This is a genomic window from Streptomyces fuscigenes (assembly GCF_021556455.1).
GTDB classification, from domain to species: domain Bacteria; phylum Actinomycetota; class Actinomycetes; order Streptomycetales; family Streptomycetaceae; genus Streptomyces; species Streptomyces fuscigenes.
The window spans coordinates 1-13228 of sequence record NZ_JAKGCV010000124.1; the positions used below are offsets into that span (position 1 = coordinate 1).

Consider the following 13228-nt stretch of genomic DNA (forward strand, 5'->3'; position numbering starts at 1 on the left):
CGGCGCCCGCCACCGGGGCACCGGCCACCGCGGTGCTCCCACGCGCGCCGCGCCCGGTCCGCGTGCCGCCTCCGCCGGTACCGCCGCCGCGCCCCGTCGCCAGCACGCAGCCGGCGACCACCAGCACGGAGGAGGCGATCACCGTCCCGGTCAGCGGCTCGCCCAGGAACAGGACGCCCGCCAGGACGGCCACCACCGGGGCGACATAGGTGAAGACCATCGCGCGCGCCGTGCCCGCCTCGCGGATCAGCGCGAAGAACGCGAGGAACGCCAGCGCGGTGCAGACGACGCCGAGCGTCCCGAGCGCGGCGAGCGCGCCGCCGTCCGGCATCCGCGAGGGCCGGCTGAGCACGGCGAGCGGCAGGTAGCACAGCGCCGCCACCGACAGGCACGCCGCCGTCATCGGCAGGCTCGGCACGTCCGCCAGCCTGCGGGCCGCGATCATCGGCGCGAACGCGTACCCCAGCACCGTCAGGAACACCTCGGTGATCGACCACAGGTCGCCGCCCGCCACCTGGCGGCCCGCCAGCAGGAACACCCCGGCGAGCCCGAGGGCGAGACCCGCCCACCGCACGGGCCCGAGGCGCTCGCGGCCGCCCGCCAGGTACGCCAGGCCGATGCCGACGATCGGAACGGCCGCGACCAGCAGGCCGGTCAGCGAGCTGGGCAGCCGTCGCTCCGCGTCCGACAGCAGCCACCACGGGCCGATGACCTCGCACGCGGCGAACGCGAGCACGGCCGGCCAGTGCCCGCGCAGCGCGCCGAAACCGCCCGCGCGCAGGGCGGGCACCAGCAGCAGCAACGCCCCCAGGGCCGTCCGGGCGAACACCACGACCGGGGGCGCCACCTCCTCGCCCGCCACCTTGATCAGCAGGTAGGGCACCCCCCACACCACGCTCATCACCGCGAACAGTGCCCAGCCACGCCTCGTCATCGCACACCCCTCCGGCCGCGCGGGCACCACGCTCCGCGCACCCGCACAGCATGGCCTGCCGCGGCCGTCGCCGTCTTGGACGTCCTTGCGGGCGGGGCCGCGCGCGTCCGCCGCGGCGCCCGGACCGGTGCGCGCACGGCCGCCGGACACGTGGTGTGCGCGACGTGCAGGCCGGTGTCCCCGGGCCGTCCGGCCGAGTGGTCTACTGGACGCGTCCAGATGGACGCCGGTGGGTCGGTACCCCACTGGCCTGGGAGAACGGGGCGGTTTTGAAGATCCTCATCAGTGCCGACATGGAGGGCGCGACCGGTGTCACCTGGCCGGCCGACGTCCTTCCGGGCACGGCGCAGTGGGAGCGCTGCCGGGCGCTGTTCACCTCCGACGTGAACGCCGCGGTACTCGGCTTCTACGACGGCGGCGCCGACGAGGTCCTCATCAACGAGGCCCACTGGTCGATGCGCAACCTCCTGCTGGAGCAGCTCGACGACCGCGCCCAGATGCTCACGGGCCGGCACAAGTCGCTGTCCATGGTCGAGGGTGTGCAGCACGGCGACGTCGACGCGATCGCGTTCGTCGGCTACCACACCGCGGCCGGCACCGAGGGCGTCCTCGCCCACACCTACCTCGCCAACTCCATCACCGGCGTCTGGCTCAACGGCGCGCGCGCCAGCGAGGGACTCCTCAACGCCCACGTGGTGGCCGAGTACGGCGTGCCCGTCGTGCTCGTCACCGGCGACGACCTCACCTGCGTGGACGCCGAGGGCTACGCGCCCGCCGCCCGCAAGGTCGCGGTCAAGGACCACGTCTCGCGCTACGCGGCCGTCTGCCGCACCCCCGCCCGCACCGCCGCCGACATCCGCGCCGCCGCCAAGGAGGCCGCCGCGCTGGCCGGCCGGTACGAGCCGGTCGCGGGCGGCCCGTTCACCGTCGAGCTGGAGTTCGACGCCGAGCACCTCGCGGACGCGTCGACCGTCGTGCCGGGCGTCGCCCGCGCGGCCGGCGAGCGCCGCGTCTCGTACACGTCCCCGACGATGTACGAGGCCATCCGAACCTTCAAGGCCGTCACCACGATCGCCTCGTCCGCAGTGGAGGAGCAGTATGGCTGAGCAGACCCCCGTACGGACCGAGGGCGCGATCGACGCCGTCGCGCTCGACGAGGTGACCGCCTTCACCTCCGAGCTGATCCGCATCGACACCACCAACCGGGGCGGCGGCGACTGCCAGGAGCGGCCCGCCGCCGAGTACGCGGCCGAGCGCCTCGCCGCGGCCGGGCTCGACCCCGTCGTCCTCGAACGCACCAAGGGACGCGGCAACGTCGTCGCACGCATCCCCGGCACGGACCCCTCCGCCGACGCCCTCCTCGTCCACGGCCACCTCGACGTCGTGCCCGCCGAGCCCGCCGACTGGACCGTCCACCCGTTCTCCGGCGAGGTCCGCGACGGAGTCGTGTGGGGGCGCGGCGCCGTCGACATGAAGTACATGGACGCGATGGTGCTCTCCGTCGTGCGCGCCTGGCACCGCCACGGGATCCGGCCGCGCCGCGACATCGTGGTGGCGTTCACCGCCGACGAGGAGGCCAGCGCCGAGGACGGCTCCGGCTTCCTCGCCGACCAGCACCCCGACCTGTTCGAGGGGTGCACCGAGGGCATCAGCGAGTCCGGCGCGTACACGTACCACGCCGGCGGCATGGAGCTCTACCCGATCGCGGCCGGGGAGCGCGGGACCGCGTGGCTCCGCCTGACGGCGGGCGGCCGGGCCGGGCACGGCTCCAAGGTCAACCGCGAGAACGCCGTCAGCCGCCTCGCCGCCGCCGTCGCCCGCATCGGCGACCACGAGTGGCCGCTGCGCATCACGCCCACGGTCCGCGCCGCCATCGAGGAACTGGCCGCGCTGCAGGGCGTCGAGACCGGCTTCGACACGCCCGGCTTCGACATCGACGCGCTCCTTCACCGGCTCGGCGACACCCGCTCGCTCGTCGAGGCGACCGTCCGCAACAGCGCCAACCCGACGATGCTGGAAGCCGGTTACAAGGTCAACGTGATCCCCGGGCATGCCACCGCCATGGTGGACGGGCGCGTCGTGCCGGGCGGCGAGGACGAGTTCGTCACCACGATGGACCGCCTCACCGGCCCCGACGTGGACTGGGAGTTCGACCACCGCGAGGTCGCGCTCCAGGCGCCCGTCGACTCCCCTACCTTCGCCAAACTCCGCGCCGCCGTGGAGCACTTCGCCCCCGAGGGCAAGGCCGTTCCGTTCTGCATGACCGGCGGCACCGACGCCAAGCAGTTCTCCCGGCTCGGCATCACCGGTTACGGCTACGCTCCGCTGAAGCTGCCGAAGGGCTTCGACTACCAGGCGCTGTTCCACGGGGTGGACGAGCGCGTGCCCGTCTCCGCCCTGCACTTCGGTGCCCGCGTCCTCGACCACTACCTCCAGACCGCGTGAAGGAGCCGACCATGGCCACGGTTTCCCCCTACGGCAGCTGGCCGTCCCCGATCGACGCCGCCCTCGCCGCGTCCCACGACGGCCGGCCCGAGTACCTCGGCACCGTCGGCGACGAGGTGTGGTGGACCGCGCCCCGCCCGGCCGAGGGCGGGCGTCGCGCCCTGGTGCGCCGGCGCGCCGACGGCACCGAGGAGTCGGTGCTGCCCGCCCCGTGGAACGTGCGCAGCCGCGTCATCGAGTACGGCGGCCTGCCCTGGGCCGGGGTGCCCCGCCCGGCCGGCGGCCCCCTCGTGGTGTTCGTCCACTTCGCCGACCAGCGGCTGTACGTCGTCGAGCCGGACGGCGGAGGGCAGCCCCGCCCGCTCACGCCGCTCTCCTCGCTCGGCGGCGGCCTGCGCTTCGCGGACCTGCGGGTCCTGCCGGAGCGCGGCGAGGCCTGGTGCGTCATGGAGGAGTTCACGGGCGAGTCGCCCACCGACGTGCGCCGCTGCATCGTCGCCGTGCCCCTCGACGGCTCGGCCGCCGAGGACCGCTCCGCGCTGCGTGAACTCTCCGGCGACGCGCACCGCTTCGTCACGGGGCCGCAGCTCTCGCCCGACGGGCGCCGCGCCGCGTGGATCGCCTGGGACCACCCCCGCATGCCCTGGGACGGCACCGAGGTGATCCTCGCCGACGTGCCCGAGGACGGCGGCCCGTTCACCGGCGCGGCCTCCGTGCTCGGCGGCCCCGACGAGTCGGTCTCGCAGGTCGCCTGGGCCGAGGACGGGTCCCTGCTGTACGCGTCCGATCCGGGCGGCTGGTGGGAGCTGCGGCGCGTCGCCGCCGCCGACCTGGGCGACGCCCGGGCCCGCTCGCACGCCCTCCTGCCCGCCCGCGAGGAGGAGTTCGCGGGCCCGCTGTGGCGCGTGGGCATGCAGTGGTTCCTGCCGCTGCCCGGCGGCCGGATCGCCACCGTCCACGGCACCGGCACCAACACGCTCGGCATCCTCGATCCGGACGCCGGCACCCTCACCGACGTGGAGGGCCCCTGGACCGAGTGGGCGTCCACCCTCGCCGCGCACGGCGGCACGGTGGTGGGGCTCGCCGCGAGCGCCCGCACCTCGTACGAGATCGTCGAGGTCGACACCGCCTCCGGCGCGGCCCGGGTCGTCGCCGCCGCGCACGAGGACGCGGTCGACCCCGCGTACCTCTCCGCCGGGCAGGAGCGGGTCTTCACCGGGCCGGACGGCCGGGAGATCCACGCGCACGTCCACCCGCCGCACCACCCCGGCGTCACCGGGCCCGAGGGCGAGCTGCCCCCGTACGTGATCTGGGTGCACGGGGGCCCCACCAGCCGCACGCCGCTCGTGGAGGACCTGGAGATCGCGTACTTCACCTCGCGCGGCATCGGCGTCGCCGAGGTCAACTACGGCGGCTCCACCGGCTACGGGCGCGCCTACCGCAACCGGCTGCGCGAGCAGTGGGGCATCGTGGACGTCGAGGACTGCGCCGCCGTGGCCCTCGCGCTCGCCGCCGAGGGCAGCGCCGACCGCACGAAGCTCGCCGTGCGCGGCGGCAGCGCGGGCGGCTGGACCACCGCCGCCTCCCTCACGTCGCCGACCGCGCGCGACGTCTGGGCGTGCGGAGCCATCAGCTACCCGATCCTGGACCTGGCCGGCTGGGCCGAGGACGAGACCCACGACTTCGAGTCGCAGTACCTCGAGTCGCTGATCGGCCCGCTCGCCGAGGTGCCCGACCGCTACCGCGAGCGCTCGCCGATCCACCTCGTCGACAACGTCAAGGCGCCGTTCATCCTGCTCCAGGGGCTCGACGACGTGATCTGCCCGCCCGCCCAGTGCGACCGCTTCCTGGCCGCGATCGCAGGACGGGGCGTGCCGCACGCGTACCTGTCCTTCGAGGGCGAGGGCCACGGCTTCCGCAGGAAGGACACGCTGGTGCGCTGCCTGGAGGCCGAACTGTCGCTGTACGCACAGACCTTCGGCTTCGAGCGCACCGACGTCCCCCGGCTGGAGCTGGCCCCGTGACGGGCGGGCCCGCCCCGCTGACCCGGCCCCGGCGCCTCGTGCCGGGCGACCGGGTCGCGGTGGTCGCCCCGAGCGGACCGATCCCCGAGGAGCGCCTGCTCGCCGGGCTCGACGTCCTGCGCGGCTGGGGACTCGACCCGGTCGTCGGCGCGCACGTCCTGGAGAGGCATCCGCGCTTCCCGTACCTCGCGGGCGGGGACGCCGACCGGGCGCACGACCTCCAGGCCGCCTGGTGCGACCCGTCGGTCGCCGCCGTGATCTGCGCCCGGGGCGGGTACGGCGCGCAGCGCATGGTGGACCTGCTCGACTGGGACGCCCTGCGGGCCGCGAGCCCCAAGGCGTTCGTCGGCTACAGCGACATCACGGCGCTGCACGAGGCCTTCGCGACCCGGCTCCGGGTGGCGACGCTGCACGGCCAGATGGCGGCCGCCGCCGTCTTCCTCGACGACAAGGACAGCCAGGAGCACCTGCGGGCCACGCTGTTCGAGCCCGAGTCCGTGCAGACGCTCGGCCTGCCCGGCGCCCGCGGCCTCGTGCCGGGCCGCGCCCGGGGGATCACGCTCGGCGGCTGCGTCAGCCTGCTCGCCGCCGACCTCGGGACCCCGTACGCGCGGGCGTCGGCGGCCGGCGGCCTGCTGATGATCGAGGACACCGGCGAGGAGCCGTACCGCCTCGACCGGATCCTCACCCAGCTGCTGCGCTCGGGGTGGCTGGAGGGCGTCGCCGGCGTCGGCCTCGGCTCCTGGGAGGGCTGCGGGCCCTACGAGGCGGTGCGCGACGTCCTCCTCGACCGGCTCGGCCCCCTGGGCGTCCCGATCGTCGAGGAACTCGGCTTCGGGCACGGCACCCCGGCGCTGACGGTGCCCTTCGGCGTGCCGGCGGTGCTGGACGCGGCGAGCGCCACCCTGACTCTGGAGGTCCCGGCCCTGGTGTGAACCACGTCCGGTCCGGGGCGGTCACCGGGCCCCCGGACCGGACGTGCCCGGCACGGGCGCGAAAACCACCGGCCGCGCCCGCCGGCGCGGGTCTACGATGACGCGATGCCCGAGACCAGCACTGCCGCCACCGCCGCGCTCGCCCTGGGGGAACGGACCTTCATCCGGCACTTCAGGCCCGAGGACGCGGAGGAGTTCACCGCGGCGGCCCGCGCGAGCCGCGACCTCCACCGCCCCTGGCTGTTCCCGCCCGACCGGCCCGAGGCGTACGCCACGTACACCGCACGGCTCCTGCACGACAACGACCGGGCCGGGCACCTCGTCTGCTCCCGCTTCGACGGGCGGATCGCCGGTTTCATCAACATCAACAACATCGTCCACGGCGCGCTGCGCGGCGGCGCCCTCGGCTACGGCGTCTTCGCGCACGCCGCCGGGCAGGGCCTCATGAGCGAGGGCCTGCGGCTGGTGATGGCCCACGCCTTCGGCCCGCTCGGCCTGCACCGCCTCGAAGCGGCCGTGCAGCCGAAGAACGCGGGCTCGATCGGGCTGGTGCGCCGGGCCGGCTTCCGCCTGGAGGGCTTCTCGCCCGACTTCCTGTTCATCGACGGGGCATGGCGCGACCACGAACGCTGGGCCATCACCTCGGACATGGTGCCCGGCGTCAGCGGCGCGACGGCCGGTTGATCTTCATCGTGTCCATGTCCGTCGCCGTGGACCGCAGCTCTCCGTGCCCGTACCCGAGCGCGGAGAGCGCCTGCGCCGCGCGTTCCTCGGCGAGGAGCGCGGCCATCTCCTCGCCCTCGTCGGCGTCGGAGGCCAGCTCGTAGCGGTAGCTGAAGTGCTTGAGGGTGCGGTCGTACACGAGCGAGCCCTCGGGTGTGAACCGGTGCTGCGCGAGCCCGTGGTCCTCGGCCTCGGCGAGCAGCCGCTGCCGCGCCCCGTCCGTCAGGTCCCGCCAGGTGCCGCGCACGATCACGCGGTACGTGTGCTGGGTGCTCATCGGCAGCGCCGTCCTTTTCCGTGCCCTCCGCCGCGCGGGTCCGCGCGCCGCGCGCAGCCTACGGCGGTCGCGGGGGAGTGCCCAGCCATTTTTGACCGGCCCGAGGCGCCTCCGGGACTGCCGCCCGCGCGTGACGACGGCCGCCGGGTCCGGCGAGCGACCCACCGGGCGAACGCGCCCCGGTCCGGTCCTGTCCTGTCCGGTCCGCTCGGGTCCGCCCGGAGTCCGCCCCGAAGTATTGACAATCTATTCATCTAGCGGAACTCTGCATGATCGTATGCAGAACGCATCCTGAGGGAATGGAGAAGGCGGTGGCCGAAGCTCTGGTGGAACGGCGTTCCATCGACGTCGTGCCGGACGGGGAGCGCCATGGCACGGCGTTCTCCCAGTTCACCCTCTGGCTCGGCGCCAACCTGCAGATCACCACCGTGGTCACCGGCGGCCTCGCCGTGATCTTCGGCGGCGACGTCGTCTGGTCCCTGGTGGGGCTGCTCGCGGGAAACCTCGTGGGCGGCGCGGTGATGGCCCTGCACTCCGCGCAGGGCCCGCGCCTCGGACTGCCCCAGATGATCTCCTCACGCGCCCAGTTCGGCGTGAAGGGGGCGGTGGTGCCCCTCGTGCTGGTCGTCGTGATGTACGTCGGCTTCTTCGCCAGCGGCACCGTGCTCGCGGGGCAGGCGGTCGGCAAGCTCACCCACCTCGGGCCCGTCGGCGGGATCGTCGTCTTCGCCGTCGTCACCGCCGTGATGGCCGTCGTCGGCTACCGCGTCATCCACGCGCTCGGACGCGTGGCGAGCATCGTGTGCGCGGCGGCCTTCGTCTATCTGGGCATCCGCCTCCTCGACCGGATCGACGTGGGCACGGTGCTGCACGACGACCACTTCGCGCTGCCGATGTTCCTGCTCGCCATGGCGCTCTCCGCCTCCTGGCAGCTCGCGTTCGGCCCGTACGTCGCCGACTACTCGCGCTACCTGCCCCGCACGACGAGCGCGAAGGCCACGTTCTGGTGGACGCTCGGCGGCACCGCCCTCGGCGCGCAGTGGTCCATGACCTTCGGCGTGCTGGTCGCCGCCACGGCCGGCAAGGCCTTCGTGGACGACCAGGTCGGCTACGTGGTCGGCCTCGGCGGCACCGGCGCGGTCGCCGCCTTCCTCTACTTCGCCATCGCGCTGGGCAAGCTGACCATCAACGTGCTCAACACGTACGGCGGCTTCATGTCCATCGTGACCAGCGTCAGCGGGTTCCGCGGCCAACGGGTGCTCTCGCAGCGGGGCCGGGGCGCGTACATCGCGTGCATCATGGTCGCGGGCACGGTCGTCGCCCTGCTCGGGCGCGACTCGTTCCTCGACTCGTTCGCCGACTTCCTGCTGTTCCTGCTGACGTTCTTCACGCCGTGGTCGGCGATCAACCTCGTCGACTACTACCTGATCTCGCGCGAACGCTACGACATCCCGGCGCTCACCGACCCGGACGGGCGCTACGGCGGCTGGCGCGCCGCCGCGCTCGTCACGTACGTGGTGGGCCTGGCCGCCCAGTTCCCCTTCCTGTCGACCAGCTTCTACACCGGCCCGGTCGTCGGTCCGCTGGGCGGCGCGGACATCTCGTGGATCGTCGGCCTGATCGTGCCGGCCGTGCTCTACGGGCTCCTCGCGCGGCGCGGACGCTCCGCTACGGGCGGGGAGCCTCCACGGTCCGGTCCACGTACTCGAACACGGCCCCGTCAGGATGCAGGGCGATGAGGTTGCGCCCGCCCGGCGTCGACACCGGGCCCACCAGGACCTGGGCCCCGCCCTCGGTGAGCGTGGCGGCCGCGTCGGCGACGTCCTTGACCGCGATGGTGGCCGTCACCCTGCGCAGGACGTCGATTTCCGCGGCGGGCCCGCTCATGATGAGGAAGCAGCCCACCGCGGCGGCGGACACGCCCCCGCGCTCGGAGCGCAGCGCCGGGGTCCCGGTGAGCCGTTCGTAGAACGCCACGGCCCGGTCCAGATCGTCGACGTAGATGCGCAGCGTGGTCCCGAGGATCTCCATGCGATCACATTAGTTGGAGAACGCGGCCCGGGGGACGGGGTGTTCCGGACTGCGTCGCGCGGACCGGGCGCGCTCCGCGGCGGCGCGGCCAAAGGGGCGGGCCCTGCGGCGGTCAGGCTCGGCAGAGCAGTTCCACGTTCGGGCACAGGAAGCAGGCGTCCTCGGACTCCCCCCAGGCGCGCCAGGCACGCGAGATGGCGTCCAACTGCTCGGCCGTGCCCTCGCCCGTGGCGGTGACCCGGTCCGCGTAGGCGGGCGCCAGCGTGCGGTCCGCCCACAGCGAGCTCCACCACGCCCGCTCCCGCGGGGTCGCGTAGAACCAGGTCGAGGCCGACGGCACGATGTCGGTGAACCCCGCCTCACGCGCCCAGGACGGCAGGCGGCGGCCCGCGTCCGGCTCGCCGCCGTTGGCGCGGGCGACCCGCCGGTACAGGTCGCGCCAGTCGTCGAGCGCGGGCGGCTGCGGGTACCAGCTGAACCCGCCGTAGTCCGCGTCCCGTACGGCGACGATGCCGCCCGGCCGGCACACCCGGCGCATCTCGCGCAGCGCCCGGACCGGGTCGCCCACGTGCTGGAGCACCTGGTGGGCGTGGACGATGTCGAAGGAGTCGTCGGGGAAGTCCAGTTCGTGGACGTCACCGACCGCGAAGCGGATGTTGTCCGCGCCCGCCTCCTCGGCGGCGCCCCGCGCGGCGGCCAGGACGTCCTCGGAGGCGTCGAGGGCCGTGACGGCGCCCGGCGCCACCAGCGCGGCGAGGTCGGCGGTGATGGTTCCCGGGCCGCAGCCCACGTCCAGCAGTTCCTGGCCCGGGCGCAGTTCCGGCACGAGGTAGCCGGCCGAGTTGGCGGCGGTGCGCCAGCGGTGCGATCGCAGGACGGACTCGTGGTGCCCGTGGGTGTAGACGGCGGTCTCCCTGGCCATCGGGGACTTCCCTTCTCGCGGCGTCGCGTGACGGAGCCACCGTAGCCCCCCGTCTGCATGATGAGACGATGTGTTTCATCATGCGGACACGGGGCGGGGAGTCCCGCGCTCCGAGCGGTCGCCGTGCGGGTCGGCGCCGTACGGGGCCGCACGGGAGGTCCCGTGCGCATGCGGGGGCCCCGGCCCCGTGCCCGGCGGCCGGGGCCCCGTCCTTCAGAAGGCCGAAGCCATCAGGACCTGCGGCCGGTACACCGTCAGTGCCTCCACGGCCTTGTCCAGGACGAGTTCCCTGGGCGCCGACGTGACCTCGCCGTCGAACGCCAGGGACGTGTCCGGGGCCAGCCCCCCGATCCGCACCCGGCGCATGCGCTCGGCCGCGTGGACGGGGGAGCGGCTCAGCGGTCCGGCGAGCGCCGCCGCGAGCAGCCGCGTGCCGGGCAGCCGGCCGCCGTGCACGATCCGCACGTCGAGGAGCCCGTCCGCGAGGTCGCGCCGGTGCCCGGGGGTCGGGCCCATGCGCTGGTAGATGTTGTTTCCCGCGAACAGCAGCCACAGCGAACGGCGCCGCCCCTCGAACTCGGCCTCAAGCCGGTGCCCCCGACGCAGCGTCTCCAGCGCCGCGAGGACTCCGGCCGGCCAGCCGCCGACGCGGGGCGCCCAGCGCTCCCGCACCCGCACGAGGTCCGGGTAGACACCGAGGCTGAACGTGTTGAGGAAGTAGCCGTGGTCCGCGCCGTCCGGTCCCGGGGTGAAGCGACCGAGGTCCACCCGTACGGCCTCGCCCTCCGCGAGGGCCCGGCAGGTGTCGTGCACGGACTCGATGCCGAGGTCGTAGGCGAAGTGGTTGAGCGTGCCGCCGGGGAAGACCGCGAGCGGCACGCCGTGCCGCATCGCGGTCACCGCCGCCCGGTTGACGGTCCCGTCGCCGCCGACCACGCCGAGGGCGGTGCAGCGCCCGGCGGCCTTCTCCAGCTCGTCCGTCACCTCGCCCGGCTCGCAGTGGACGATCTCCGCGTGCGGCAGCGCGTCCGCCACCAGCGTCGCCAGCTCGGAGGTGCCCGAGGAGCGGTTCACCACCACGACCACGCCCTCGCCGCCGGGCAGCTTCGGCGCCTCGGCGAACGGCCGGCCCGGCGCGGGCATCTGGGCGCGGGTGGGGACGATCCCGCGGACCGCGAGCGCCGCGCCGACGCCCAGCGCCGCGCCCGCCAGCACGTCGCTCGGGTAGTGCACCCCCGTGTACACGCGGGAGAAGGCCACCGACGCGGCCACGGGCGCGACGACCGCGCCCCACCCGGTCGACTCCAGCGCGACCCCGGCGGCGAAGGCCGCGGCCGAGGCCGCGTGGCCCGAGGGGAACGAGGTCGTCACGGGCTGCCGCTTGAGCTGCCGCACCATCGGCACCGCGTCGAGCACCGGGCGGTCCCGCCGTGCCGCGTGCTTGACCACGGTGTTGACCGTGCCGGAGGCCAGCGCCAGCGAGGCGAGACCCCGTGCCGCGGCCCGGCGCGAGCGCGCCCCCCGCCCCAGTACCGCTATCCCGGCGGCCGCCCCGACCCACAGCAGGCCGTGGTTGGCCGCCCGGCTCAGTCGCGGCAGTACCGGCTCCGCGCCCGGCCAGTTCCGGGTGGCGGCGAACCGGAAGACCTGCTTGTCCGCGCGGGAGAGCAGGTCGGCGATCCCCTTGTTGTCTGCCATGGGCATCCGCATACCCCGTCCGACGTGCGCCATCCGGGCCTGCCGGGCGGGGTGTGCGGCCCGGGTCCGCGGCGGCGCACGGGTCCGGCCGGCGCGGTGGGAGCCGTGAGCGGCCCCCGCGCCCGTGCGACCTCGCCCCCGGACGACCGGGGCCCGCCCCGGATCCGTCCCGTACGGCCCCGGACGGCCCCGGATCCGTCCCGTACGGCCCCGGACGGCCCCGTATGCGGGCGGGTGCCGCGTGCACGGTGCGGTCGCGGTGGGTAGCAGGGGTGCGGGGCGGAACCCGGTGGGGCGACTGAGGGGGCACGTAGTATCAAATCTCTATATAAAGGGCATATGACTTCATCTGTCGGGATCACGGCAGGCGGTCACGGACCCGGCGCGCGAGGTGGAGAGCTGCGGCGCACGGTCCGCGAGGACCGCGGCCCCGTCCGGTTCGGTCCGTCGGCGCCCGACTCGGGGCTGCCCGCCCTCGCGGAGCTGGTCGCCGCGTGCGCGGCGGCGTCCGGCAGCCCCGATCCCGAGCCCCCCGGCGGCGGCCCCGCCCTGCGCGACGCCGCCTCCGACTACTGGTCGCGCCGCGGCATGCGCACGGTCCCGGGCCAGGTCGTCGCGGCCCCGGGCGCCCCGCCGCTGCTGTTCGCCCTGCTCAGCGCCATCGAGGGCGATGTGCTGCTGCCCCGCCCCTCGCCGGCCTGGTGGGCCCCGCAGATCCGGCTGCTCGGCCGGCCCGCCTACCACGTGCCCACCCCCGCCGAGTGCGGCGGCGTGCCCGACCCGTACGCCCTGCTGGAGACCGTCCGCAGGGTTCGCGCCGAGGGCGGGCGCCCCCGCGTCCTGCTGCTGTGCCCGGCGGACGACCCGACCGGCACGGTCGCCCCGCCCGACGCCTTGCACGCCGCGTGCGAGGCGGCCGTCGGCGAGGGCCTGCACCTCGTCAGCGACGAGACCTGGCGCGACACCCTGCACAGCCCCGAGACCGTCCTGTTGAGCCCGGCCGAGATGTGGCCCGCCGACACCACCGTGATCAGCGACGCCGTCGGGTCGCTCACGCCCGCCGCGTGGCCCGCGGCCGTGGCCCGCTTCCCGCACACCGTGCGTGGTCTCGCCCGCCGCGCCACCACCATCGACATCCTGACCGCGCTCGGCGCGCTCGTCCCGACGCCCGTCGCGGCCGCCGCGGCCCACGCGCTGACCGAGCCCGACGCCGTAGGCGTCCGGGCCCGGGCCACCGCG

Annotated in this window: 12 protein-coding genes; 7 read left to right on the plus strand and 5 right to left on the minus strand. The window is 74.9% G+C overall.

Annotated elements, in window-relative coordinates:
* Positions 1-934: DMT family transporter (locus L1885_RS12945; RefSeq protein ID WP_235797224.1), on the minus strand; the 934-nt coding region annotated here is incomplete at its 3' end.
* Positions 935-1203: 269 nt separating this feature from the next.
* Between L1885_RS12945 and L1885_RS12950 the strand changes: the two genes are divergently transcribed.
* From L1885_RS12950 to L1885_RS12970, 5 genes are all read left to right on the plus strand, one after another.
* The gene (locus L1885_RS12950; protein ID WP_235797225.1) at positions 1204-2040 is read left to right on the plus strand and encodes a M55 family metallopeptidase; all 837 of its coding nucleotides are present in this window, start codon (positions 1204-1206) and stop codon (positions 2038-2040) included.
* The gene (locus L1885_RS12955; RefSeq protein WP_235797226.1) at positions 2033-3379 is read left to right on the plus strand and encodes a M20/M25/M40 family metallo-hydrolase; all 1347 of its coding nucleotides are present in this window, start codon (positions 2033-2035) and stop codon (positions 3377-3379) included. The genes L1885_RS12950 and L1885_RS12955 overlap by 8 nt, the downstream gene beginning before the upstream one ends.
* An 11-nt stretch (positions 3380-3390) precedes the next feature.
* A complete protein-coding gene (locus tag L1885_RS12960; RefSeq protein ID WP_235797227.1) occupies positions 3391-5403 on the plus strand; it encodes a prolyl oligopeptidase family serine peptidase in 2013 nt (670 codons plus the stop codon).
* On the plus strand, positions 5400-6338 hold the full coding sequence (locus L1885_RS12965) for a S66 peptidase family protein (RefSeq protein WP_235797228.1): 939 nt from the start codon (positions 5400-5402) through the stop codon (positions 6336-6338). Before L1885_RS12960 ends, L1885_RS12965 begins: the two co-directional genes overlap by 4 nt.
* A 105-nt stretch (positions 6339-6443) precedes the next feature.
* Positions 6444-7022 (plus strand): GNAT family N-acetyltransferase, encoded by a 579-nt coding sequence (locus L1885_RS12970; RefSeq protein ID WP_235797229.1) that lies wholly within the window; start codon positions 6444-6446, stop codon positions 7020-7022.
* On the opposite strand, the gene L1885_RS12975 is transcribed toward L1885_RS12970, so the two are convergent.
* On the minus strand, positions 7000-7338 hold the full coding sequence (locus L1885_RS12975; protein ID WP_235797230.1) for a DUF6204 family protein: 339 nt from the start codon (positions 7336-7338) through the stop codon (positions 7000-7002). The two genes, L1885_RS12970 and L1885_RS12975, sit on opposite strands and share 23 nt — an antisense overlap.
* Before the next feature lie 311 nt (positions 7339-7649).
* Between L1885_RS12975 and L1885_RS12980 the strand changes: the two genes are divergently transcribed.
* Positions 7650-9077, plus strand: a complete 1428-nt coding sequence (locus tag L1885_RS12980; RefSeq protein WP_235797231.1) for a purine-cytosine permease family protein — start codon at positions 7650-7652, stop codon at positions 9075-9077.
* Here the strand turns inward: L1885_RS12980 and L1885_RS12985 are convergent.
* The 3 genes from L1885_RS12985 to L1885_RS12995 form a co-directional block, all read right to left on the minus strand.
* Entirely contained in the window at positions 9007-9369 is a 363-nt protein-coding gene (locus L1885_RS12985) for a VOC family protein (RefSeq protein ID WP_235797232.1), read from the minus strand. The genes L1885_RS12980 and L1885_RS12985 overlap by 71 nt on opposite strands.
* Positions 9370-9481: 112 nt before the next feature.
* Complete coding sequence (locus L1885_RS12990) at positions 9482-10291, minus strand: methyltransferase domain-containing protein (protein WP_235797233.1); 810 nt, start codon at positions 10289-10291, stop codon at positions 9482-9484.
* A gap of 213 nt (positions 10292-10504) precedes the next feature.
* Positions 10505-11989 carry a bifunctional phosphatase PAP2/diacylglycerol kinase family protein gene (locus tag L1885_RS12995; protein WP_235797234.1) on the minus strand — a complete coding sequence of 495 codons (1485 nt, stop codon included), beginning with the start codon at positions 11987-11989 and terminating at the stop codon, positions 10505-10507.
* Between the two features lie 339 nt (positions 11990-12328).
* Here L1885_RS12995 and L1885_RS13000 point away from each other — a divergent pair.
* Positions 12329-13228, plus strand: a 900-nt coding sequence (locus L1885_RS13000) for an aminotransferase class I/II-fold pyridoxal phosphate-dependent enzyme (RefSeq protein ID WP_235797235.1), incomplete at its 3' end; no start/stop codon positions are given.